Source organism: Methylobacillus pratensis, from assembly GCF_054072455.1.
The window spans coordinates 192498-215014 of the sequence record NZ_JBSUSR010000002.1; the positions used below are offsets into that span (position 1 = coordinate 192498).

22 protein-coding genes are annotated in these 22517 nt (G+C 59.1%); 10 read left to right on the forward strand and 12 right to left on the reverse strand.

The genetic code is table 11. The features are described from left to right. Positions 1 to 30: 30 nt before the first annotated feature. The 3 genes from ACW4YW_RS05555 to rpe all read right to left on the reverse strand — a co-directional run bounded on the left by ACW4YW_RS05555 (position 31) and on the right by rpe (position 4953). Positions 31 to 2631, reverse strand: a complete 2601-nt coding sequence (locus ACW4YW_RS05555; RefSeq protein WP_457136660.1) for an EAL domain-containing protein — start codon at positions 2629 to 2631, stop codon at positions 31 to 33. Between the two features lie 2 nt (positions 2632 to 2633). Beyond that, positions 2634 to 4118, reverse strand: coding sequence for an anthranilate synthase component I (trpE, locus tag ACW4YW_RS05560; protein ID WP_457136661.1), 1485 nt, complete (start codon positions 4116 to 4118; stop codon positions 2634 to 2636). Between the two features lie 136 nt (positions 4119 to 4254). Continuing rightward, on the reverse strand, positions 4255 to 4953 hold the full coding sequence (rpe, locus tag ACW4YW_RS05565; protein WP_457136662.1) for a ribulose-phosphate 3-epimerase: 699 nt from the start codon (positions 4951 to 4953) through the stop codon (positions 4255 to 4257). 297 nt (positions 4954 to 5250) lie between these two features. Between rpe and hemA the strand changes: the two genes are divergently transcribed. The 4 genes from hemA to prmC are packed head-to-tail and all read left to right on the forward strand — an operon-like array spanning position 5251 to position 8924. After that, positions 5251 to 6495: a glutamyl-tRNA reductase gene (hemA, locus tag ACW4YW_RS05570; protein WP_457136663.1), complete on the forward strand. Its 1245-nt coding sequence runs from the start codon at positions 5251 to 5253 to the stop codon at positions 6493 to 6495. A gap of 43 nt (positions 6496 to 6538) precedes the next feature. Beyond that, positions 6539 to 7621: a peptide chain release factor 1 gene (gene prfA, locus ACW4YW_RS05575; RefSeq protein WP_457136664.1), complete on the forward strand. Its 1083-nt coding sequence runs from the start codon at positions 6539 to 6541 to the stop codon at positions 7619 to 7621. Between the two features lie 6 nt (positions 7622 to 7627). Continuing rightward, positions 7628 to 8059 carry a DUF2127 domain-containing protein gene (locus ACW4YW_RS05580; protein ID WP_457136665.1) on the forward strand — a complete coding sequence of 144 codons (432 nt, stop codon included), beginning with the start codon at positions 7628 to 7630 and terminating at the stop codon, positions 8057 to 8059. Between the two features lie 10 nt (positions 8060 to 8069). Next, on the forward strand, positions 8070 to 8924 hold the full coding sequence (gene prmC / locus ACW4YW_RS05585) for a peptide chain release factor N(5)-glutamine methyltransferase (protein WP_457136666.1): 855 nt from the start codon (positions 8070 to 8072) through the stop codon (positions 8922 to 8924). A 32-nt stretch (positions 8925 to 8956) separates the two neighbouring features. Here the strand turns inward: prmC and blaOXA are convergent, their stop codons facing one another. The 3 genes from blaOXA to ACW4YW_RS05600 all read right to left on the reverse strand — a co-directional run bounded on the left by blaOXA (position 8957) and on the right by ACW4YW_RS05600 (position 11516). After that, on the reverse strand, positions 8957 to 9739 hold the full coding sequence (blaOXA, locus tag ACW4YW_RS05590; RefSeq protein WP_457136667.1) for a class D beta-lactamase: 783 nt from the start codon (positions 9737 to 9739) through the stop codon (positions 8957 to 8959). 70 nt (positions 9740 to 9809) lie between these two features. After that, positions 9810 to 10724: a DMT family transporter gene (locus ACW4YW_RS05595; RefSeq protein WP_457136668.1), complete on the reverse strand. Its 915-nt coding sequence runs from the start codon at positions 10722 to 10724 to the stop codon at positions 9810 to 9812. Positions 10725 to 10940: 216 nt separating this feature from the next. Beyond that, positions 10941 to 11516, reverse strand: coding sequence for a gamma carbonic anhydrase family protein (locus tag ACW4YW_RS05600; RefSeq protein WP_457136669.1), 576 nt, complete (start codon positions 11514 to 11516; stop codon positions 10941 to 10943). Between the two features lie 22 nt (positions 11517 to 11538). Between ACW4YW_RS05600 and metX the strand changes: the two genes are divergently transcribed. Both metX and metW read left to right on the forward strand, forming a co-directional pair. Next, positions 11539 to 12678 (forward strand): homoserine O-succinyltransferase MetX, encoded by a 1140-nt coding sequence (metX, locus tag ACW4YW_RS05605; protein WP_457136670.1) that lies wholly within the window; start codon positions 11539 to 11541, stop codon positions 12676 to 12678. Further along, positions 12675 to 13304: a methionine biosynthesis protein MetW gene (metW, locus tag ACW4YW_RS05610; RefSeq protein ID WP_457136671.1), complete on the forward strand. Its 630-nt coding sequence runs from the start codon at positions 12675 to 12677 to the stop codon at positions 13302 to 13304. Before metX ends, metW begins: the two co-directional genes overlap by 4 nt. A 21-nt stretch (positions 13305 to 13325) precedes the next feature. Here metW and ACW4YW_RS05615 read toward each other — a convergent pair whose 3' ends face one another. From ACW4YW_RS05615 to ACW4YW_RS05625, 3 genes are read right to left on the reverse strand one after another with little or no spacing between them, the layout of a single operon-like run. Continuing rightward, positions 13326 to 13991, reverse strand: a complete 666-nt coding sequence (locus ACW4YW_RS05615) for a sulfite exporter TauE/SafE family protein (RefSeq protein ID WP_457136672.1) — start codon at positions 13989 to 13991, stop codon at positions 13326 to 13328. Further along, positions 13984 to 15219 carry an AmpG family muropeptide MFS transporter gene (locus ACW4YW_RS05620; protein ID WP_457136673.1) on the reverse strand — a complete coding sequence of 412 codons (1236 nt, stop codon included), beginning with the start codon at positions 15217 to 15219 and terminating at the stop codon, positions 13984 to 13986. The genes ACW4YW_RS05615 and ACW4YW_RS05620 overlap by 8 nt, the downstream gene beginning before the upstream one ends. 39 nt (positions 15220 to 15258) lie before the next feature. Continuing rightward, the gene (locus ACW4YW_RS05625; protein ID WP_457136980.1) at positions 15259 to 16029 is read right to left on the reverse strand and encodes an exodeoxyribonuclease III; all 771 of its coding nucleotides are present in this window, start codon (positions 16027 to 16029) and stop codon (positions 15259 to 15261) included. 24 nt (positions 16030 to 16053) lie between these two features. On the opposite strand from ACW4YW_RS05625, the gene pyrE reads away from it, so the two are divergent. The 3 genes from pyrE (at position 16054) to ACW4YW_RS05640 (ending at position 18076) form a co-directional block, all read left to right on the forward strand. Beyond that, on the forward strand, positions 16054 to 16695 hold the full coding sequence (pyrE, locus tag ACW4YW_RS05630) for an orotate phosphoribosyltransferase (RefSeq protein WP_457136674.1): 642 nt from the start codon (positions 16054 to 16056) through the stop codon (positions 16693 to 16695). Positions 16696 to 16833: 138 nt separating this feature from the next. Further along, positions 16834 to 17343, forward strand: coding sequence for a DNA-deoxyinosine glycosylase (locus ACW4YW_RS05635; RefSeq protein WP_457136675.1), 510 nt, complete (start codon positions 16834 to 16836; stop codon positions 17341 to 17343). 94 nt (positions 17344 to 17437) lie between these two features. Continuing rightward, on the forward strand, positions 17438 to 18076 hold the full coding sequence (locus ACW4YW_RS05640; RefSeq protein ID WP_457136676.1) for a DUF4124 domain-containing protein: 639 nt from the start codon (positions 17438 to 17440) through the stop codon (positions 18074 to 18076). Positions 18077 to 18099: 23 nt separating this feature from the next. On the opposite strand, the gene gatB is transcribed toward ACW4YW_RS05640, so the two are convergent. The 3 genes from gatB to gatC are packed head-to-tail and all read right to left on the reverse strand — an operon-like array spanning position 18100 to position 21301. Next, entirely contained in the window at positions 18100 to 19536 is a 1437-nt protein-coding gene (gene gatB / locus ACW4YW_RS05645; protein WP_457136677.1) for an Asp-tRNA(Asn)/Glu-tRNA(Gln) amidotransferase subunit GatB, read from the reverse strand. Then, the gene (gene gatA / locus ACW4YW_RS05650) at positions 19533 to 21005 is read right to left on the reverse strand and encodes an Asp-tRNA(Asn)/Glu-tRNA(Gln) amidotransferase subunit GatA (RefSeq protein ID WP_457136678.1); all 1473 of its coding nucleotides are present in this window, start codon (positions 21003 to 21005) and stop codon (positions 19533 to 19535) included. Before gatA ends, gatB begins: the two co-directional genes overlap by 4 nt. A gap of 8 nt (positions 21006 to 21013) precedes the next feature. Further along, positions 21014 to 21301 (reverse strand): Asp-tRNA(Asn)/Glu-tRNA(Gln) amidotransferase subunit GatC, encoded by a 288-nt coding sequence (gene gatC / locus ACW4YW_RS05655; protein ID WP_457136679.1) that lies wholly within the window; start codon positions 21299 to 21301, stop codon positions 21014 to 21016. 120 nt (positions 21302 to 21421) lie between these two features. Between gatC and ACW4YW_RS05660 the strand changes: the two genes are divergently transcribed. Then, on the forward strand, positions 21422 to 22465 hold the full coding sequence (locus ACW4YW_RS05660; RefSeq protein ID WP_230342680.1) for a rod shape-determining protein: 1044 nt from the start codon (positions 21422 to 21424) through the stop codon (positions 22463 to 22465). Positions 22466 to 22517: the final 52 nt, after the last annotated feature.

A 22517-nucleotide genomic window follows, 5' to 3' on the forward strand; every position in this document is an offset into this window, starting at 1 on the left:
GGGCGAACCTGTTATTGTGGGCGCAATTCATCATAAAAAAAAGTCCTTGTCCTGCACCAGCTGTTCAAAATCCTGTATCAGCATGGGCTTGGCAAACAAATATCCCTGGAAGAACCGGCCGCCGTAGCTTTGCAGCAATTCGAACTGCACCTCGGTCTCCACGCCTTCTGCAATCACCTTCAGCCCCAGGGTATTGCTCATCGCCAGGATGGCCTGCACGATGGCCGCATCGCTGGCGTCCTCGGCGATATCGCGTACGAATGAGCGGTCGATCTTGACTTGGCTGAGCGGCAGGCGCTTGAGATAAGCCAGCGAGGAATACCCGGTGCCGAAATCATCCATGGAGAATCGCACCCCGAGCTCCCGCAAGGCGTTCATCTTCGCAACCGCATCCGCTATATTGTCCAGCACCACGCTCTCCGTCAGTTCCAGCTTGAGCAGGCTGGGGTCCGCCCCTGTGCTCTGCAGGATTTTCCTGACCTCGTCGACGAAATCGACGTGGCGGAACTGGCGGGCGCTCACATTCACGGCAAGCTGCAAACCATCGAACCCCGGACGGTCCTCCCAGGCCTTAAGCTGCAGGCAGGCGTTGTACAGCACCCAGTGGCCTATCGACACGATCAGCCCGCTGTCCTCGGCAATGCCGACGAACTCCTTGGGGGAAAGCAGGCCATGTTCTGGATGCTGCCACCGCAGCAAGACCTCCGCGCCGAAGACCTTGCGCTCGGCATCCACCTGCACCTGGCAAAACAGCCTAAGCTGCTTCTGCACGATCGCCAGGCGTAGCTGCAACTCCATATCGACCCGTCTCTCCAGGGCAGCCTGCATGGCGGGATCGAAGAAACGCAATGTATTGCGCCCGGCCGCCTTGGCCTCGTACATGGCGGTATCGGAACGCTTGAGCAATTCCTCCATGGTAACGAAATTGCCATTGAACAGGACAATGCCGATGCTGGATGAATTGTGATGCTCGATCTCGCCCAACTCGTACGGATGATTGATGATCTCCAAGACCTTTTGCGCGACCTGCCTGGTTTGCGCGATGGCCTGCTCCAGGTTGAGGCTCAGGTCCTCCAGTACGATCACGAACTCGTCGCCGCCTAGCCGGGCTACCGTATCCTCGTTGCGCACGCACTGGCGCAGGCGGCGCGCCACTTCCACCAGCAGCAAGTCGCCGACATCATGTCCGCGCGAATCATTGAGCGCCTTGAAATTATCCAGATCGATAAACAGCACAGCGCCATGCTTGCCATGCCTGACGCTTGCCGCAATCGCCTGCTGCAACCTGTCCAGCAGCAAACGGCGGTTCGGCAAGCTGGTCAGCGCATCGTAAAAAGCCAGGTTGCGGATCTCGGACTCGACCTTGCGGCGCTCGGTCAGGTCGCGAAAGAATCCCGTCAAGAGCGGCACGCCCTGCTCCTTGAGCGAAGTGATGGTCAGCTCGACCGGGAATTCGGTGCCGTCAGCACGCAAGGCGCTGAGTTCCAGCCTGCGGTCAAGCATCTTGCTGACGCCCGAAGTCAGGTAGCGCTGGTGGCCCTGCCTGTGCGCCTCGCGCATCGCAGGCGGGATCAAGGTATCCGCCAGCATCTTGCCCAGCACGTCTTCACGGCGGTAGCCGAACATGACCTCTGCCGCATGATTGAATTCCACCAGCCTGCCTTGTTCGTCAATGCTGACAATCCCGTCCTGGGCATTCTCGATCACCGCCCTGAACTTGGTCTCGCTGTTGCGCAATGCCTTTTCGGTCACCTCGCGCGAGGATTGCAGGGCGGCAATCAGCATGCCGACGATGGAAAGCGTGCTCATCAACACCCATAGCGCCCATACCGGCTGATATCCCGCATAGTCCAGCCCGGCCTGGTAATCAACCCGGGCCGATGCCATCGCCACGATGGACAAGGCCAGCACCACGATGGAGGCGCCGGTGATGCCCATGCGCATGGAGATCAACACCACCAGCGGCAGGACCAGGAAAGCAAACCACATGTATTGATCGGCATAATTCGGCGCCAGCTGGAAGATCGCCCACTCCACTGCCACCGCGACCACGGCCAGTAAGGTGAAACGCGCGCGCCGCTGCCAGAAACTCTGGATTTCCGCCCAGGTGACATTCAACAGCAAAGGCAGCAGCAATAACATACCGAGCACATTGACGACCCAGCCGAACAACAAAGACGGCAGAACGCCTTGCAGATCGACCAACTTTGCCTGATGCAGAATCGCCACATTGACCACGGTCGATACCAGCATCCCCGCAGCAACGCTAAGGACCATGACGGGAATGTCGCGTATCCTGTCCAGCCCGTGATGGAAGCCGCTCAACCGCAATATCCACGCGGTGAAGGCATAGGTCACGGTATTGGCCAGCGGCAGTGCGACGATCAAGAGCGCATTGGCGGGAACAGGGTCGTAGGTCGTGAAAGCCAGTGCAAGCTGCGCCCCCAGAACAGCAGGCCAATAGGCCATGCCCCAGCGAAGCATGGCGGCAACCGCGACACCTGCGGGCAGCCAGACGAGATTAGCCTGCAAGACGGAGAACGGCAGTACCCTACCCAGCATGCCCACGACAAAACACCCGAGTGCCAGAATGATAAGCCGGAGCAAGATCCGGCTGTTAGCTGCCGCCATACCTACTCCTTGTTATCGAGCCCTGCCTGTACGATCTCCGCTGCGCGCAATACTGCACGCGCCTTGTTTTGGGTTTCTATCCATTCGTTTTCCGGCACCGAATCGGCGACGATGCCTGCTCCGGCCTGGGAATACAGCATGCCATCCTTGATTACGCCGGTGCGGATGGCAATCGCCAGGTCCATGTCGCCATTGAAGCCGAGGTAGCCGACAGCGCCGCCATAAATGCCTCGCTTGCTCGGTTCCAGTTCATCGATAATTTCCATGGCGCGCACCTTGGGCGCGCCGCTCAGGGTGCCGGCAGGGAAGGTCGCCTTGAGCACGTCGATGGCATGCAAGCCAGGCTTGAGCTTGCCCTCGACATTCGAGACGATATGCATCACGTGCGAATAACGCTCGATCACCATCTTGTCCGTCACCGCGACGCTGCCGACTTGCGCAACACGGCCGACGTCGTTGCGCCCCAGGTCCATCAGTTGCACGTGCTCGGCAATTTCCTTGGGATCGGCCAGCAATTCTTCCGCCAGGGCGACATCCTCCTCGCGGGTCTTGCCGCGGGGGCGCGTACCGGCAATCGGCCGCGAGGTCACCGTGTCGTCCTCCAGGCGCACCAGAATTTCCGGGGAAGCGCCGACGACATGGTGGTCCCCCATGTCGTAATAGAACATATAGGGCGAGGGATTGAGGCTACGCAAGGCACGGTAGAGCGACAACGGTGGCGCCGTGAAAGGCTTGGCCATGCGCTGCGACAGCACCACCTGCATGATGTCGCCATCAAAAATGTACTGCTTGGACTTGGCCACCGCCTCCTTGAAGCTCGCCTCGCCGAACTCCGAATGGGCCTCGGTTGCCGGCATGGCGGCGGCATCAGGAATAACCACCGGCTGGCGCAAGCGCTGCACCAATGCGCTCAGGCGCCGTATGCCCTTGGTGTAGGCGCTTTCGCTTGCCGGGTCGGCATACACGATGAAATACAGCTTGCCGGAAAGGTTGTCCACCACGGCAATCTCTTCCGAGACCATGAGCAGAATATCAGGCACGCCGAGCGCATCCTGCTTGGCTTTGCCCGCCAGGCGGCGCTCGATATAGCGGATGGTGTCGTAGCCGAAGTATCCCGCCAAGCCGCCGGTAAAGCGCGGCAGCCCCTGGTAGGTAGGAATGCGGAACCTGGCCTGGTAGGCCTGGATGAAATCCAGCGGATTCACATCTTGCACCTCTTCGATCACCGCGTCGCGGTCCAGCACCTTGACTGCCTGGCCGTGCGCCTCTATGCGCACCTGGGCAGGCAGACCTATGATGGAGTAGCGGCCGAAGCGCTCCCCGCCCTGCACCGATTCGAGCAGGTAGGAATAAGGCTGGTTAGCCAGCTTGAGGTAGAGTGAAAGCGGCGTGTCGAGATCGGAGTATGTCTCGATGACCAGGGGAATGCGGTTGTAACCCTGGCTCGCCAGGGCATCAAACTCCTGTTGACTGATGGTTTGCAGCATGAAAAAACTCCCGAATCCTGATGATTTTCTAATTGAGTGGCGCCCATGAGTCTTCATGGGTCAAGGCGGCTACTTCAGCGCCACCATCGCCAGCTGCTGCGATAATTCAGGATTCGGGCGTTCATGCGCATGCTGCCTATACTTTGGCCAGCTCGGCACGCAATGCGCTGATGACAGTGTCGTAACGGTTAGGATCGGTATCCTTGCCTGCGCCGAACACGGCAGAGCCTGCCACGAACGTATCGGCACCGGCGCGGGCGATATCGGCGATATTGGCAGGGTTCACACCGCCATCGATTTCCAGCCAGATTTCGCGGCCAGTCTTCTCAGTGTAGGCATCGATACGCGCACGCGCTTCGCGCAGCTTGTCCAGGGTGCCGGGAATGAATTTCTGACCGCCGAAGCCGGGGTTCACGGACATCAGCAACACCATGTCGACCTTGTCCATAACGTAGTCCAGGTACGACAGCGGGGTGGCAGGATTGAACACCAGGCCGGACTTACAGCCCTGGTCACGGATCAGCGACAGGCTGCGGTCGATATGGTCGGAAGCCTCGGGGTGGAAAGTGATGATGTTGGCACCCGCCTTGGCGAAATCGGGGATGATGCGATCCACCGGCTTCACCATCAGATGCACGTCGATGATGGCGTCGGTAATCGGACGAATCGCCTCACAGACCAATGGGCCGATGGTCAGGTTGGGAACATAATGGTTGTCCATCACGTCAAAGTGGACAATATCCGCGCCGGAAGTGATCACATCGGTGATTTCCTGGCCCAGCTTGGCAAAGTTGGCGGAAAGGATACTAGGGGCAATTCTGAATGGTTTAGCCATGATATTGAGGTTGTATAGCGTAAAAAATCCTTATTTTAACCGAAAATGTGTCAACGCACCCGGCCTCAGCAACGCTTATTGCAAAATCCATACTGTAATCAGGTTTATACTTAGGATACGAGGCGCTTCAGCACCATGGCGACAGGAAAATTCGGGCACCAATATTTCGCCCGCTAATGAACAGCTTCATTCAATGCCGTCAAATGAGAGTATGATAGCGGCCTGCCGCGCACAATTACCTTAGCTTAATTGCTTGAAATTGTTGCTCAAGTTGCCGCGATACAGGAAAATTGCAGGATGCATTTATTTACAGTCGGCGTTAATCACACGACCGCACCAGTTTCCATACGTGAGAACGTCGCTTTCCAGAACGAGCATCTCGGCGGCGCGCTGCGCGACCTGAACTCTTACGGCATCCGCGAAGCCGCCATCCTGTCTACCTGCAACCGCACCGAACTCTATTGCAACACCGACAACCCGCAAAAAGCCCTGGAATGGCTGGCCGGTTACCATCAGTTGCAACCGCAGACCATTGCTCCCTACATGTATACCCTGCCACAGGAAGACGCCGTCAAGCACGCCTTCCGCGTAGCCTCCGGACTCGACTCCATGGTGCTGGGCGAAGCCCAAATCCTGGGCCAGATGAAGCAGGCAGTGCGAATCGCGGAAAATGCCGGCACACTTGGCACACTGCTGCACAAGCTGTTTCAGCGCACTTTCTCGGTTGCCAAGGAAGTGCGCACCAATACCAATATCGGCGCCAACTCGGTATCGCTGGCTGCCGCCAGCACTCGCCTTGCGCAGCGCATTTTCGGCGCGCTGAACAACCAGCACGTGCTGTTCATTGGCGCAGGCGAGATGATAGAACTCTGCGCCGAGCACTTTGCCGCCCATCGGCCTTTGTCGCTGACGGTGGCCAACCGCACGCTGGAGCGCGGCCAGGAGCTCGCTGCCAGTATCGGCGGCACCAGCATGCTGCTGGCCGACTTGCCCGACCGCCTCGCGGAATTCGACATCGTCATCACTTCCACTGCCAGCCAATTGCCCATCGTGGGCCTGGGCATGGTGGAGCGCGCGATCCGCAACCGCAAGCATAAGCCAATGTTCATGGTGGACTTGGCAGTCCCGCGCGATATCGAACCGGAAGCGGGCGAGCTCGACGACGTGTTCCTCTACACCGTGGACGACCTCGCGCAAGTGGTGCAGGAGGGCATGGAGAACCGCCAGGAAGCTGCGGCGGAAGCCGAGGCCATCATCGACATGCGTGTGGACAACTTCATGCAATGGCTGAAAACCCGCAGCGCGGTGCCAACCATCCGCGCATTGCGCGAGCAGGCAGAGCGCCACCGCCTGAGCGAGCTGGAAAAAGCGCGCAAACTACTGGCCCGCGGGGACGACCCGGCGCAGGTGCTGGACGCATTGAGCAATGCGCTCACCAACAAACTGCTGCACGGCCCCAGCCACGCGCTCAATAATGTCAGCGGCGAAGACCGCGACCAACTGGAAGCTATGCTGCGCCAGCTGTACCAGATCCATCATTAATCCAACCCCGACATTCACCTTTAGTGTTCCAATTTTCCCAGCAATGAAACCTTCAATGATTAAAAAGCTCGCCACCTTGAGCGAGCGCTTGGACGAACTGAATCGCCTGCTGTCGAGCGAGGATGCGACCAACGACATCGACAACTATCGCAAGATCACACGCGAACACGCCGAGATCACGCCTATCGTCGAGCAATTCCGCGCCTACGAGCAAGCCGGCAACGACATCAAGGAAGCCCAGGCCATGCTCTCCGACCCGGAGATGAAGGAATTCGCGCAGGAAGAGCTGGAAAGCGGCAAGCAAAGGCTCGAGGATATTGCTCAGGAGCTGCAAAAGCTGCTGCTGCCCAAGGACCCCAACGACGAACGCAACATCTTCCTGGAAATCCGCGCCGGCACTGGCGGCGATGAATCCGCGCTGTTCGCCGGCGATCTGTTCCGCATGTATTCACGCTACGCGGAACGCCAGCGCTGGAAGGTGGAAATCGTCTCCGCCAGCGAGTCCGAAGTCGGCGGCTACAAGGAAGTCATCGCCAAGATCGAAGGCTTCGGCGCCTACTCCAAACTCAAGTTCGAGTCGGGCGGCCACCGCGTGCAACGCGTGCCGGAAACCGAGACCCAGGGCCGCATCCACACCTCCGCCTGTACCGTGGCGGTATTGCCGGAAGTGGACGAGGTTAGCGACGTCACCATCAACCCTGCCGACATCCGTATCGACACCTTCCGCGCCTCGGGCGCGGGCGGCCAGCACATCAACAAGACCGATTCCGCGGTGCGCATCACCCACTTCCCTACCGGCATTGTGGTGGAATGCCAGGACGGCCGTAGCCAGCATTCTAACAAGGCCCAGGCGATGCAAGTGCTTGCCGCGCGCATCAAGGCCAAGCAAGTGGACGAACAGCAGAGGAAGATCGCCAGCGAGCGCCGCAGCCTGATCGGCTCGGGCGACCGCAGTGAGCGCATACGCACCTACAATTATCCGCAAGGCCGCATCACCGACCACCGCATCAACCTGACGCTGTACAAGATCGACGCCATCACCGAAGGCGACATGGACGAGCTGATCAATGCGCTGGCAGCGGAGCACCAGGCCGACCTGCTCGCCACGCTGGGCGAGGAAAACTAGACCGGAATGAACGCCAGCCTGCGCACGATCGCCCTGTTCGAGGCCAGCAAGGGGATATTGGTGCTAGGCGCCTCGCTCGCCCTGTTCCGCTTCGTCAACGCCGATTGGCAGGCGTATGCGGAGACCCTGGTCCGCCACCTGCACCTCAACCCTGCCAACCATTACCCACGCATCCTGTTGCACTGGGCCGGCAATATCACCGAGCCCAGGCTGATGGCCCTGGCATTCGGCGCCATGTTCTATGCCGCCATCCGCCTGCTGGAAGCCTACGGCCTATGGCTGGGCCGGCATTGGGCCGTCGTGCTCGGCATGGCCAGCGCGGGCCTTTACCTGCCATTCGAGATACTGGAATTGCTCGCGCATTTCAGCTGGCTTGGGTTTGCGGTATTTGCCGCCAACATCGTGATCGTGGCCATCCTCTGGCGCCATCACCGCTAACAGCCAGACCATGGCCAAGCTCAAGAACCTCATGTCCTGCGCCGCCAACCGCCTGCAGCAAGCTGGCGGCCTGGATATGGTTGAGTCACGCATAGAAATCCGCGCCCTCATGCAGCACAGCCTTGGCAACGTCGACTATGCCTGGTTGATTGCGCATGGCGACGACGCCGTAACAGACGCGCTTCGCGCACGATTTGAATCCTTGCTCGCCCGGCGCATCAAGGGCGAGCCCGTTGCCCATATCCTGGGCAGGCGCGAATTCTACGGCCGGGATTTCATTGTGACGCCAGACACCTTGATCCCGCGGCCTGATACCGAAACCCTGGTGGAAGCCGCCCTTGATCGCATCTCAGTTAACCAAGCCTGCGGAATTCTAGACCTGGGCACCGGCACAGGGGCGATCGGCATCACGCTGGCGCTCGAGCGGCCGCACGCCAAGGTCACCATCGTGGATTATTCGGAAGCCGCCCTCGCGATTGCCAGGGAGAACGCCCGACAATTATCCGCGCACAATGTCGCAGCACTGCACAGCGACTGGTTCAGCGCCCTGAAAGACCAGCGCTTCGACCTCATCGTCAGCAATCCGCCCTATATCGAAACCGCCGACCCGCACCTGCAGCAAGGTGACCTGCGCTTTGAACCCGTCACCGCCCTGGCCTCCGGTGCAGATGGCTTAGATGACATCCGCATCATCAGTGCACAAGCCGCGGACCATCTCACCCCCAACGGTTGGCTCATGCTGGAACACGGCTACCAGCAAGGCGCTGCGGTACGCAATATCCTGCAACACCATGGTTTTACCAATATCGACACCGCGACTGATCTGGCAGGGCATGAAAGGGTTACGCTAGGACAGCTCGCGTAGACGTCTGCAAACGAATGCGCCCTGCGCTGCGCTTACAATATTCCCAACAGTGCAAGGCTTTTCCTGCCAAACGCCACTCGCTTGTCTGCATCAGAGGCGTTATGAACATCCATATTCAAGGCGAATGTGTAAATACGATTGTTTTTATGCACCCATCCCACCCACCATCCAACTCCGGGATTAGGGGCACTCTCCCAACCGGTTTTGCCATATAGCACCCAGTCCTTACCCTGATCCACCTGGATAATTTCCCTGACGCTCGCCTGCAACGGTGCGGGGAACGGCAATATGCCCTGAGCCAACCTGGCAAGGAACCGAGCCTGCTCTATCGCGCTGACCTTGAGCGGGCCATCCAGCCAGAAACGATCCACCTGGGAACCAATCTCCTGGTTCCCATAATCCATTTTCACGATGTTTTCCCGCATGCGCTCAAGTCCAATACGCCGCGCGAGATGCTGATAAATCGGAACATTGGACAGGATAATGGCTTTTCTCAAGCCCATATCCTCTTCCCACGCTTTCATAAACTGGGGCTGGCCGCCGTAAGGCAGGACTTCATCCACATCCTTCACCGCGCCAACCGAGAGCCCAATCAGCGCATTCGGAATCTTGAAGGTTGAAGCCGGGACAAACCTCGTCTCAGCCCTGGACTGGTTGTAACCAATATATGCATCATCGGCAACATCATAAAGAACAAATGTGCCGTTGATGCCGGCATTCTTGAAAAGTGCGCCAATATCGTCGCTCTCCTTCCAGCCGGCCGCCTCAACCGGGAAAACGAGCAGGGCGACAACGATAGCCAATACATATTTCATTTTATTTCCCCAACACCCCATCATCCTTTGCACACTTTGCAAGCCATGATGACGATAGCGTGTCGTCCCATCACTTCTTCTTCCGCAAACTAATCATCATCACCCCAACCAGCACCAGCACCGACCCCAGGAACTGGATCAGCGACAATTGCTCGCCGAGGAAGACGTATGCCAGGTAAATCGTCGCTACCGGCCCCAACGCGCCTATCATCGAGGTCCGCATCGAACCGATGCGCTTCATGGCGGCCGCCAGGGCAAATGCCGGCAATACCGTGGAAAAAAGCGCCATATTCGCCGTCAAGACATAAACCCGGCCCGATTGCCGCAATGCATCCAGCGGATGCGTCAACAGGAACTGGGCTATGCAGGCCAGGCAAGCCACCGTCATCGCATACGACGTGAAGCGCATGGCCCCGATGCGGGCAATGGTATGCCCGGCCCCGACTAGGTAGACCGCATAGGCAAACGCGCTGGCAAACACCAATGCGCCGCCCAGGAATAGGCCATCGCCGTTCATGCTGAAATCATGCACGAACACCAGCACGATGCCGGCATAGCTCAGCAAGAGTGCAACCATCACCGTCCTGCCGATACGTTCGCGGAACACCAGCGCGCTGATGAGCACCACCATTGTCGGGTAGAGGAACAGGATCAGGCGCTCCAGCCCGGCGCTGATGTATTGCAGGCCGAGAAAGTCCAGGAAGCTGGCAAGATAATATCCGACGAAGCCCAGGACCAGCACCGCAAGCCAATCGCGCCGCTGCATCTCCGCTGCTTTTTCCTGTCCGTAAAACATGGCAACGATGAAGAACGGCACCGAAAATGCCATGCGCAAGGCCAGCAGCGTCACCGCATCGACAGGCTCGACATAGGCTAGCTTGACGAAAATCGCCTTGGCGGAAAAACCAATCGCCGACACCAGCGCAAACAATACGCCCAACGCCTGCTGACGCGAGGAAAAGAATTTTGCAAGAAATGGATGCATAAGGAAAACCTGTATCTAAACATTCAAAAACACAGGCCTTATCACGGAGAGACAGCAACAACGGGACAAGGCCCGCATCGCCATCTGAAGATCAACAACTCAATGCAATGATCCGACGCGCCGGGCAATGGCAGGTAGCCGCCACAGTCGCAGAATCAGCAGAAGATTGAAGGCATTCATAATGCTTGCTACTTTAGGCGATGGCAGAACTGCTGTCTACAGCGCATTGCCGGCAGCCATCAGGTAATGCTGCTTCAGGCGCATGTAATGCTGGGCCGAATACATGAAATGGGCGATTTCCTTTTCCGTCAGCGCCCTGACCTTGCGCGCCGGACTGCCCAGGTAGAGGAATCCGCTTTCCAGCACCTTGCCTTCCGGCACCAGGCTGCCTGCGCCGAGCAATACGTGCTTTTGTACGACAACTTTATCCATGACGATGCTGCCCATGCCGATCAGGCATTCGTCTTCCAGCGTGCAACCATGCAAGATTACCTTGTGCCCCACCGTCACATTGGCGCCCACGACCAAGGGGCAACCTTCCGGCTCCCAGCTGGATTTATGGCTGACATGGAGGATGGAGCCGTCCTGGATATTGCTACCCTCGCCGATGCGGATATGGTTGACGTCGCCACGGATCACGGTGCCCGGCCAGACTGAGGCATGGTCGCCCAGCACCACATCCCCAATGATCACCACCGCAGGATGGATGTAAACTTCCCGCCCGATTTGCGGCGAGATTCCCTGGTAAGCGGCAAGCACAGAACCCGCTTGCGGGGTATGATGGTCTGACATAAGCCATAGTATAATCCCATCCATGCAAGATTCTTCATCCGTCGGCATCGTCGCCCCGCAAACCGCCCATTTCCAGCAACCGCTCATCCTGAAAAGCGGCGAAGCGCTACCCTCGTTCGAGATTGTCTACGAGACCTATGGCACATTGAACAGCGGCAAATCCAATGCCGTGCTGATCTGCCATGCGCTATCGGGCAACCATCATGCGGCAGGCAAGCACAAGGAAGACGACAAGTACCCCGGCTGGTGGGACAACCTCATCGGCCCCGGCCGGCCGCTGGATACCAACAAGTTCTTCGTCATCGCGCTCAACAACCTGGGCGGATGCCACGGCAGCACCGGCCCTGCCAGCATCAACCCGGCCACCGGCAAGCCCTGGGGCTCGAAATTTCCCATGCTGACGGTGGAGGACTGGGTCAAGTCGCAAGCCATGCTGCTCGACCAGCTCGGCATTAGGCAACTGGCCGCCGTCGTCGGCGGCAGCCTGGGCGGGATGCAGGCCATGCAATGGACGCTGGACTTCCCCGAGCGCGTGCGCCATGCGCTGGTGATCGCTTCCGCCCCCAACCTCACGGCGCAGAACCTGGCCTTCAATGAAGTCGCGCGCCAGGCCATCATGACCGATCCGGAATTTTATAACGGCGACTATTACGAACACAGCGTAGTGCCCAACCGCGGCCTGCGCATCGCGCGCATGCTGGGCCACATCACTTATCTTTCCGATGACGCAATGGGCGCGAAATTCGGCCGCAAACTACGCGACGGCAGCCTGAAGTACAACTTCGAGGTGGAGTTCGAAATGGAATCCTACTTGCGCTACCAAGGCGACAAGTTCGCCACCGCGTTCGACGCCAACAGCTACCTGCGCATGACCAAGGCGCTCGATTACTTCGACCCCGCCTTTACGCACGGCGGCGACCTCAGCCTCGCGCTTGCCAAGGCCAAGGCGGACTTCCTGGTCGTATCGTTCACCAGTGACTGGCGCTTCTCGCCGGCGCGTTCGCGCGAGATCGTCAAGGCCCTGCTGGATAACGAATTGAGCGTCAGCTATGCGGAAGTCACCGCCGCGCATGGGCACGATGCATTCCTGATGCCCGACCCGCACTACCACCAGATTCTGCGCGCCTATCTCGCCAAAATCGATACAGGAGCCAGCACATGAGCACAACGGAAATTGTGAGAGAAGCAGAAAATCGACACGACTTTGCGTTAATCGCAAATTGGATACAACCCCAATCCAAGGTACTGGACCTGGGTTGCGGCAACGGCTCCCTATTGTCGTTCCTGCGCGAGAAGCTCGAAGTCAAGGGCTACGGCGTGGACAAGGACGACAATAACGTGCTGGCCTGCATCGACCATGGCGTGAATGTGATCCAGATGGACCTTGAGGCGGGACTGGCAGGGTTTGACTCCTTGTCCTTCGATTACGTCATCCTGTCTCAGACCCTGCAGGCGATGGTCAATACCGAAGGCGTGTTGCGCGAAATGCTGCGCGTGGGCAAGCAAGGCATCATCACCTTCCCCAATTTCGGCTACTGGCGCCACCGCATCCAGCTCATGGCCGGACATATGCCGGTGTCGGACAATATCCCGCACCAGTGGTACAACACGCCCAACCTGCACCTGTGCACCATCGACGACTTCGAGGCGCTGTGCGCCAAGATGAATATCCGCATCACCGACCGCATCGTCATCAACGAAGGCGACACCGTCAGCTTCATGCCCAACCTGCTGGGCAGCCTGGCGATCTACCGTTTCGAGCAGGCCGGCTGGCCGATCAGTTATTGATCCCAATCCTGGGTTACAGACTCAAAACCAGAGGCGCACCAAGCCAAGCACGCCAAACAGCAGCACCACCAGGCCGCTGACGCGCCGGATCCACAACCGCTGTAACCAAGCCTTGAGACGCACCGCCGCCATGCCCATTGCCAGCAGGGTCGGCAATGTTCCCACCCCGAAAGCCAGCATCAGCAGCCCGCCCTGCTCTGGACTACCTGTCGCCAGGGCGGCGATCAGCACGCTATAGACCAGCCCACACGGCAGCCAGCCCCAGATCGCGCCCAGCATGCCCGCTTGGGCAATGTTGCGCACCGGCAGCCAGCGCTTGCTGAACGGCTGCAACCGCTTCCATAACACCGCGCCAATTCGCTCCAGGGCGATCACGCCATGCCAGAGATTGGCAAGGTAAAGCCCCAGCAAAATCAGCATGATATTCGCTAATGCATACAACACCTTGCCGACCGGCAGGAGGTGCTGCAGAAAGAAGCTGCTGGCGCCTACCGCGCCAGCAATCACACCGGCAATGCCATAGCTGCCGATTCGCCCGAGATTGTAGGCCAGCAGCAAGCGCCATTGCGGCCGGCTGCCAGGCATGCTCATGCTTACGGCGCCCACGATGCCGCCACACATTCCCGCACAATGCCCACCGCCCAACAGGCCAACCAGCAGGGCAGCGAACAGGCTGAGTTCAGGCATGCGGCTCCCAGCTCCTGAAGCGCCGGATCATGAGCAGGCCCGGTATGGCAAGCACGGTGCACAAGAGGAAGAACATGGTCCAGCCAATTTCTCCCGCCATCCATCCCGTAGGCGTGGAGAGAATCACGCGCGGCACGCCCATGAGGCTGGAAAGCAAGGCGTACTGGGTGGCGGTGAATCGCCTGTCGGTCATGGCGCCCATGAAGCCGACGAAAGCAGCGGTGCCCAGGCCGCCGGTAAAGTTCTCCACAGCGATGACACCGGTCAGCATGGGCAGGTTGTATCCCACCTGCGCCAGCAGTACAAAGCCGAAAGTCGATGCCATTTGCAGGAAGCCGAACAGCCACAATGAGCGGTATAGGCCGATGCGCAATATCCAGATGCCGCCCATGGTGCCGCCTATCAGCGTAGCCCAGAAGCCGAACAATTTAGCGATAGCGCCGATCTCGCTCTTGCTGAAGCCCAGGTCGAGATAGAAGGGCACGTTGATGGCCGAAGCCAGGGTATCGCCCAGCTTGTAGAGCAGGATGAAGGCAAGGATGGTAATGGCCTCGGGCCGCTTGAAGAATTCCAGGAACGGCTCCACCACAGCTTCGCGCAAGGTGCGGGGGCTGCCTGCGGCTTCCCTGGGCTCAGGGGAGAATAGCGTCACCAGGATGCACAAGCCCATGAACAGGGCCATCAGCTGGTACATCTTGGGGAACGTCAGCAGGTCGGCGAGTATCAGGCCGCCACCGCCAGCGAGCAGCATGCCGACGCGGTAGCCGTTGACGAACATGGCGGACCCCAGGCCCAGCTCCTGGTCGGACAAGCTTTCACGGCGATAGGCATCGATGACGATATCCTGCGACGCCGAGAAAAAGGTCACCAGCAAGGCAGCAACCGCCACGCCCCACAAACTGCTGGCCGGGTCGCTCATACTCAAGGCAAGCAAGGCGAACACCAACGCCAATTGACTCAGGGCCAGCCAGCCGCGCCGCCGCCCGAACAGCGGGATGGTGTAACGGTCGAACAATGGCGCCCATAGGAACTTGAGCGTATACGGCAGGCCTATCATCGCCGCTGCGCCTATCATGGCGAGGTCCACGCCAGACTCCTTGAGCCAGGCCTGCATGGTGGAACCGGTCAGGAGCAGAGGCAATCCCGACGCGAACCCCATCATCAGTGCCACCAGCATGCGCCCGCTCACCACGGCCTTGAGGGTAGCCCCCCAGCCTTGCTTGATCATTATGTATCCTGACTTGTCAAATGATTGACCTACCAAACACTATTGGTAATCGACGGTAAGCGGCGCGTGGTCGCTGAAGCGCGCATCCTTGTATATCGAGGCGCTGACCGCCCGGGCAGCCAATGCCGGCGTTGCCACCTGGTAATCGATGCGCCAACCGACATTCTTCGCCCACGCCTGCCCGCGGTTGCTCCACCATGTATAGCAGGCATCGGTGGTATCCGGATGCAGCAAGCGGTAAACGTCCACCCAGCCGATGCGGCCGAACAAATCCGTGAGCCAGGCGCGCTCTTCCGGCAGGAAGCCCGAGTTCTTGCGGTTGCCGCGCCAATTCTTGAGATCGGCCTCCTGGTGGGCGATATTCCAGTCGCCGCAGATGACGACATCGCGGCCATCCCGGATCAATGACTCGAGGTGCGGCATGAAACGCTCCATGACGCTGAACTTGAATGACTGCCGCTCTTCCCCGCTGGAACCGGAAGGCAGGTAAAGCGACACCACGCTCAAATTGCCGTAGCGCGCCTCCAGGTAGCGGCCCTCGCTATCGATATCGGCCATCCCCAGCCCCACGATCACGGCATCGGCCTTCTGCCGCGAGTAAATGCCCACACCGCTGTACCCTTTCTTGTCGGCGTAATGGAAATAGCCGTAATAGCCTTCCGGTTGCAGCATTTCCGCCGTCATGTCGGCTTCCTGCGCCTTCAGTTCCTGCAAACAGACGATATCTGCCTGCTGTTGCTGCATCCACGGATAAAAGCCTTTGCTGGCAGCGGAACGGATGCCATTGAGATTCAGGGATATAATACGCAACACTACAACCTTTCTTCACTCATCATGTCAGATTCAACGCAAGATTTTATCCAATTCGCCATCCAAAAGCAGGTATTACGTTTCGGAGAGTTCACCACAAAGGCCGGTCGGCTCAGCCCCTACTTCTTCAACGCGGGCCTGTTCAACGACGGTGAAAGCCTGATGCGCCTGGGCGAATTCTATGCTGCCGCCATTGTGCGCTCCGGCGTGCAGTTCGATATGCTGTTCGGCCCGGCTTACAAGGGCATCACCCTGGCCGCCAGCATCGTCATCGCACTGGCGCGGCAAGGCCGCAACGTGCCTTATGCCTTCAACCGCAAGGAAGCCAAGGACCATGGCGAGGGAGGGACTATTGTAGGCGCTTCCCTGCAAGGCAGGGTGCTGATTGTCGATGACGTGATCTCGGCCGGCACCTCGGTACGCGAATCGGTCAACATCATCACCGCCAGCGGCGCCACGCCGTGCGGCGTCGCGATTGCGCTAGACCGCCAGGAGCGCGGCCTGGGCGCCCTATCAGCCGTGCAGGAAGTCGAGCAGCAACATCAGCTGCCCGTGATCAGCATTGCCAACCTGCGCGCCCTGATCCAATACCTGGAGCAAAACAGCGAATTGGCGGCCTACCGCCCCGCCATCGCCGCATACCGCAGCGCTTATGGTGTCGAATAGATTAAGCGCGGCTAACAAAACGCTCCTGGCGTTGTTGCGCTGCCTTGCCGTACGACTTGTACTGCCTGCGGCAGCGCGCCTAGCCAGGACCGCTGCGCTGGGTTTTGTTAGCTGCTCTAAGAAAAGCCTCGGCGGCACATGCTAGTCCATAGCTTTCCTCCAGCCATCACCCCAGGTTGCCGGGTATTGATACTGGGCTCCATGCCCGGCAAGCGCTCCCTGGAAATGCAGGCTTACTACGCCCATCCGCAGAACCTGTTCTGGCCGTTCATCGCCCATATCTTCAACATTCCGCCCGAGACCGGATACCATGAAAGGTTAAGGCTGCTGAACCAGCAGCATATCGGCATATGGGATGTACTCAAGGAATGCATACGCATCAGCAGCCTGGACGGCGACATCGAGGAAGCCTCCATCGTTGCCAATGATTTCAGCGCCTTGTTTACGCAATTTCCGCATATCCGGCATATCTTCTTCAACGGCAGCAAGGCCGAGCAGGCGTTTCGCCGCCACGTGCTCAAACGGCAGACCATTCCCGCCCACCTGCATTACCACAAGCTGCCTTCCACCAGCCCCGCCAATGCCTCGATCAAGAAGGAGCACAAGCTCGCGCAATGGCAACGGATCACGTCCGTGATCGCCGGCTGAACAATTCCCTTATTTTGATAAAGGGTATAATCCGGCACGAAATCATGCGATAGTGGCACAAAACAATCACGATTATTCCAAAGGGAGGAACGGCATGCTACGCAGATCGCATCTGCCAGCGAACGTCATGGCATACCTGCTATTGACGCTAAACGCCAGTACCGTATGGGCGGCTACGGAATCCAAGCAGCCCAGCGGCAAGATCATGAAGTGGGTGGACGAGCAAGGCACCACCCATTATGGCGACACCCTGCCGCCCCAATACTCGGGCAAGGAAAGCAGTATCAGCCCCCGCGGCACGCCGCAAACCGACACGGGCAACAGCACAGCATCGGAAACCCCCGGCAAAAAGAGCGAACAGGCAAGGCGAGACAGGACCTTGCAAGCGGTCTACAGCTCGGAACACGAAATCGACCTCGCGCGAGACCGCAATCTGCAAATGGACCAGGCCATGCTGGAAGGACTGGAACAGCGCAAGCTCAGCGTCACGGCGCGCCTGCAGGATCTCAAGAACACAGAAGCCAGCTACATCAAGCGCGGCCAGCCGTTGCCGAAAGAGTTCAAAAAGGATTTCAAGGCCGCCCTGCTCGACATCGGCAAGATAGATGAGCAAATCGCGGAGCGCAAACACCATATGGAAACCATGCGCTTGCGCTTTGAAAACGACAAGAAGCGTTTCATTGAATTGAAGACGGGCGTGCCGGCTGGCGAGGGCGCCAGCACGGCACATTAGATTGGTTAACCTAGTAGATTGCGTTAACCTGCGAGCTTGCGCTTGAGGATTTCGTTGACCTGGGCTGGGTTGGCCTTGCCCTTGGAAGCCTTCATGGTTTGACCCACCAAGGCGTTGAACGCCTTTTCCTTGCCTGCGCGGAACTCTTCGACCATGGCGGCGTTGGCGGCCAGCACTTCGTCCACGATAGCCTCGATCGCGCCGCTATCAGTCACCTGTTTCAGGCCCTTGCGCTCGATGATGGCGTCCGCATCGCCTTCGCCTGCCCACATCGCCTCGAATACATCCTTGGCGATCTTGCTGGAGATGGTGTTGTCGGCAATGCGCTTGAGCAAGCCAGCAAGCAGGGCCGGCGATACCGGCGCATCGGCGATCTCGCGGCCTTCTTCGTTCAGCTTGGCGCTCACGCCGCCCATCACCCAGTTGGCCACCAGCTTGGCTTCGCCGCCGAACTCGGCCAATGCCGCAGTGAAGTAATCCGCCACGCCGCGCGAGGCGGTCAGTGCAGAGGCATCGTAGGCCGACAAGCCGTGGTCGCGCTCGAAGCGTGCCTTCATGGCGGATGGCAATTCGGGCAAGGTACCACGGATGGCGTCGATGTCTTCCGCCGAGATCGCCAACGGCAACAGGTCGGGATCGGGGAAATAGCGGTAGTCGTTGGCTTCTTCCTTGCTGCGCATGGCGCGGGTCTCGCCGGTATCGGGATTGAACAGTACAGTCGCCTGCTCGATCTTGCCGCCGTCCTCCAGCGTCTCGATCTGCCAGCGGGTTTCGTATTCAATCGCCTGCTGCATGAAGCGGAACGAATTAAGGTTCTTGATCTCGCGGCGCGTGCCCAGCTTTTCCTCTCCCTTGCGGCGCACGGAGACGTTGACGTCGCAGCGGAAGCTGCCTTCCTGCATATTGCCGTCGCAGATATTGATCCACTGCACCAGCTCGTGCAGCTTGCGCGCATAGGCCACGGCCTCGGCAGCAGAACGCATGTCCGGCTCGGTGACGATTTCCAGCAAGGGCGTACCGGCGCGGTTGAGGTCGATACCGGACTGGCCCGGGCTGGCGCCATGCACGGACTTGCCCGCGTCTTCTTCAAGGTGCGCGCGGGTGATGTTGATGGTTTTCTCGGCATCGCCGACCTGGATCGTCAGCGAACCCTTGCCGACCACCGGCAGTTCATACTGGCTGATCTGGTAGCCCTTGGGCAGGTCGGGATAGAAGTAGTTCTTGCGCGCGAACACCGAGCGCGGGGCAATCTCGGCATCCACCGCCAGGCCGAAGCGGATGGCGCATTGCACGGCCTCCTTGTTGAGCACGGGCAATACGCCGGGCAGGGCGATGTCGACCACGTTGGCCTGGGTATTGGGCTCGGAGCCGAACGCAGTGCTGCTGCCAGAGAAAATCTTGGATTTAGTATTGAGCTGGACGTGCGTCTCCAGCCCGATGACGACTTCCCAACTACTCATGATGCAATTCCTTCAGGCATGCGGGTATGCCAGTCCGTGACTTGTTGATAGGCATGCCCGGCGTTGAGCATGCGCGCTTCGTCGAAATAGTTGCCGATGATCTGCAGGCCCACTGGCAATTCCTTGCCATCTGCGGCAGGCGCAAACCCGGCAGGGATGCTCATGCCAGGCAAACCGGCGAGGTTGACGGCGATGGTGTAGATATCCTGCAGGTACATCGCGACCGGGTCATCCGCCTTCTCGCCGGACTTGAACGCGGTAGAAGGCGCGGTCGGGCCGAGAATGAGATCGCATTGCTCGAAGGTCTTGGCAAAATCCTCCGCGATCAAGCGGCGGATCTGCTGCGCCTTGAGGTAATAGGCATCGTAGTAGCCAGCGCTCAACACATAAGTGCCGATCAGGATGCGGCGCTTTACTTCCGCACCGAAGCCTTCCGCACGGCTCTTGCAGTACATTTCCATAAGATCGTCGTACTCGGCAGCGCGATGGCCGAAGCGCACGCCGTCGTAGCGCGACAGGTTGCTGGAAGCCTCGGCCGGTGCGAGCACGTAGTAAACAGGGATAGAGAGCATGGTATTGGGCAGGCTGACCTCGACAATTTCCGCGCCCAGCTTGCGGTATTCGTCTACCGCCGCCTCGATCACCTTCGCCACGCCGGCATCCAGGCCTTCGGCGAAATACTCCTTGGGCAAGCCGATCCTGAGGCCTGCCAGCGACTTGCCCAATTCGCGAGTGTAGTCCTCCTTATCGCGCTGCAGGCTGGTGGAATCCCGCTCGTCGAAGCCGGTCATCACGTTCATCATCAGCGCCATGTCCTCGGAGGAATGCGCCATCGGTCCAGCCTGATCCAGGCTGGAGGCGAAGGCGATCATGCCGTAGCGGGAAGCTAGGCCGTAGGTAGGCTTGAGGCCGGAGAGGCCGCATAGCGAGGCTGGCTGGCGAATGGAGCCGCCGGTATCGGTACCGGTCGCAGCCGCACAGAGGCGCGCCGCCACGGCAGCCGCGCTGCCGCCCGAGCTGCCGCCGGGAACACGGCTGCGATCCCAGGGATTCTGCACCTTGCCGAAATAGGAAGTCTCGTTGGAGGAGCCCATCGCGAACTCGTCCATATTGGTCTTGCCCAGGTTCACGGCGCCGGCCGCATTGAAGCGCTCGATGATGCCGGCGTCATATGGGGCAATGAAGGTTTCCAGCATCTTGGAACCACAGGTGGTCTTCCAGCCCTTGGCACAGAAAATGTCTTTCTGCGCGACCGGGATGCCGGTCAGTGGCCCCGCGTCGCCATTGGCGATGCGCTGGTCGGCCGCCTGGGCCTGAGCCAGGCTCAGCTCGGGATTAATCGTGATATAGGCATTGATCTCGGGGTTGAGACGCGCAATGCGGTTGAGGTATTCCTGCGTCAGCTCGACGCTGGAAATCTCCCTGCTGGCCAGCATGCCGGCCAGGTGCTTCAAACTATGATTGATCATGACAGGACTTATTCGATGACTTTGGGAACGAGGTAGAGGCCGTTCTCGACGGCAGGCGCGATGGATTGCAGCAATTCTCGCTGGTTGCTTTCGGTGACCGCATCCTCGCGCAGGCGCTGGACCACGTCCTGGGAGTGCGACATGGGGGCGATTCCGCTGGTATCCACCGCCTGCATTTCCTCGATCAGGCCAAGGATTCCGGAAAGCTTGACCAGGGTCGCTTCGGCCTCTTCCTCGCTGACGGCGATCCGCGCCAGGTGCGCAATCCTTTTGACGTCATGTGTGTTGAGTGACATTTATCCAATCCAAATCTTAAATTTCTAGGAGATATCAGGTATTATACCTTGATTTTACGCACATCTTCAGCCGCAACATAAGGCCCACACAGCCTGCGGCAGCTCGTCAGGATACAAATAATGTTCGGTCTTTTAAACAGTTACTTTTCCAACGATCTCGCCATTGACCTTGGCACAGCAAACACCCTGATTTACGTACGCGGCAAGGGTATCGTCCTCGACGAGCCATCCGTGGTGGCGATTCGCCAGGAAGGCGGCCCCACCGGCAAGAAAACCTTGCTGGCGGTCGGCCTGGAAGCCAAGCGCATGCTGGGTCGCGCACCTGCCAACATCACGGCGATCCGCCCGATGAAGGACGGCGTGATTGCCGATTTCACCATCACCGAGCAGATGCTCAAGTACTTCATCCGCAAGATTCACGAATCCCGCCTGTTCAGCCCCAACCCCCGCATCATCATCTGTGTTCCCGTCGGCTCCACCCAGGTGGAACGCCGCGCAATCAAGGAATCTGCAGAGATGGCCGGTGCGCGTCAGGTTTACCTGATCGAGGAACCGATGGCGGCAGCGATCGGCGCCAACATGCCGGTCGCAGAAGCGACAGGCTCCATGGTGGTGGATATCGGCGGCGGCACTACCGAGGTCGGCGTGATCTCGCTGGGCGGCATTGTCTATGCGAAATCCGAGCGCGTCGGCGGCGACAAGTTCGATCAGGCCATCATCGACTACATCCGCCGCAATTACGGCATGCAGATTTCCGAACCCACTGCCGAACTGATCAAGAAGCAGATCGGCTCCGCATTCCCTGGCTCCGAAGTGCTGGAGCTTGAAGTGACTGGTCGCAACCTCGCTGAAGGCCTGCCGCGCAAGTTCACCATTTCCAGCAATGAAATCCTCGAGGCATTGACCGAGCCGCTCAACGCGATTGTCGGCGCAGTGAAGTCCGCGCTGGAGCAGACCCCTCCCGAACTCGGCGCCGACATCGCAGAAAAAGGCATGGTGCTGACCGGCGGCGGCGCATTGCTGCGCGACCTCGACCGCCTGCTGCTGGAAGAAACCGGCCTGCCGGTAATCGTGGCGGAAGACCCATTGAGCTGTGTCGCCCGAGGCTGTGGCCGTGCGCTGGAAGAAATGGACAAGCTGGGCAATGTGTTTGCCTACGAGTAATTTGCGTTATCATGAGCACAGAATCAGGCCATGTCACGATGGCCTGTTTTTT

Excerpts from the sequence above, each read along its gene's own strand:
- ACW4YW_RS05580 (WP_457136665.1), top strand. The coding sequence starts at position 7,628 with ATGAACGCCAGCCTGCGCACGATCGCCCTGTTCGAGGCCAGCAAGGGG.
- gatA (WP_457136678.1), bottom strand. The coding sequence starts at position 21,005 with ATGATCAATCATAGTTTGAAGCACCTGGCCGGCATGCTGGCCAGCAGG.
- gatB (WP_457136677.1), bottom strand. The coding sequence starts at position 19,536 with ATGAGTAGTTGGGAAGTCGTCATCGGGCTGGAGACGCACGTCCAGCTC.
- gatC (WP_457136679.1), bottom strand. The coding sequence starts at position 21,301 with ATGTCACTCAACACACATGACGTCAAAAGGATTGCGCACCTGGCGCGG.
- ACW4YW_RS05640 (WP_457136676.1), top strand. The coding sequence starts at position 17,438 with ATGCTACGCAGATCGCATCTGCCAGCGAACGTCATGGCATACCTGCTA.
- ACW4YW_RS05595 (WP_457136668.1), bottom strand. The coding sequence starts at position 10,724 with ATGCATCCATTTCTTGCAAAATTCTTTTCCTCGCGTCAGCAGGCGTTG.
- metX (WP_457136670.1), top strand. The coding sequence starts at position 11,539 with ATGCAAGATTCTTCATCCGTCGGCATCGTCGCCCCGCAAACCGCCCAT.
- hemA (WP_457136663.1), top strand. The coding sequence starts at position 5,251 with ATGCATTTATTTACAGTCGGCGTTAATCACACGACCGCACCAGTTTCC.
- ACW4YW_RS05615 (WP_457136672.1), bottom strand. The coding sequence starts at position 13,991 with ATGCCTGAACTCAGCCTGTTCGCTGCCCTGCTGGTTGGCCTGTTGGGC.
- ACW4YW_RS05635 (WP_457136675.1), top strand. The coding sequence starts at position 16,834 with ATGCTAGTCCATAGCTTTCCTCCAGCCATCACCCCAGGTTGCCGGGTA.
- ACW4YW_RS05660 (WP_230342680.1), top strand. The coding sequence starts at position 21,422 with ATGTTCGGTCTTTTAAACAGTTACTTTTCCAACGATCTCGCCATTGAC.
- prmC (WP_457136666.1), top strand. The coding sequence starts at position 8,070 with ATGGCCAAGCTCAAGAACCTCATGTCCTGCGCCGCCAACCGCCTGCAG.
- blaOXA (WP_457136667.1), bottom strand. The coding sequence starts at position 9,739 with ATGAAATATGTATTGGCTATCGTTGTCGCCCTGCTCGTTTTCCCGGTT.
- trpE (WP_457136661.1), bottom strand. The coding sequence starts at position 4,118 with ATGCTGCAAACCATCAGTCAACAGGAGTTTGATGCCCTGGCGAGCCAG.
- pyrE (WP_457136674.1), top strand. The coding sequence starts at position 16,054 with ATGTCAGATTCAACGCAAGATTTTATCCAATTCGCCATCCAAAAGCAG.
- ACW4YW_RS05555 (WP_457136660.1), bottom strand. The coding sequence starts at position 2,631 with ATGGCGGCAGCTAACAGCCGGATCTTGCTCCGGCTTATCATTCTGGCA.
- rpe (WP_457136662.1), bottom strand. The coding sequence starts at position 4,953 with ATGGCTAAACCATTCAGAATTGCCCCTAGTATCCTTTCCGCCAACTTT.
- ACW4YW_RS05600 (WP_457136669.1), bottom strand. The coding sequence starts at position 11,516 with ATGTCAGACCATCATACCCCGCAAGCGGGTTCTGTGCTTGCCGCTTAC.
- metW (WP_457136671.1), top strand. The coding sequence starts at position 12,675 with ATGAGCACAACGGAAATTGTGAGAGAAGCAGAAAATCGACACGACTTT.
- ACW4YW_RS05620 (WP_457136673.1), bottom strand. The coding sequence starts at position 15,219 with ATGATCAAGCAAGGCTGGGGGGCTACCCTCAAGGCCGTGGTGAGCGGG.
- prfA (WP_457136664.1), top strand. The coding sequence starts at position 6,539 with ATGAAACCTTCAATGATTAAAAAGCTCGCCACCTTGAGCGAGCGCTTG.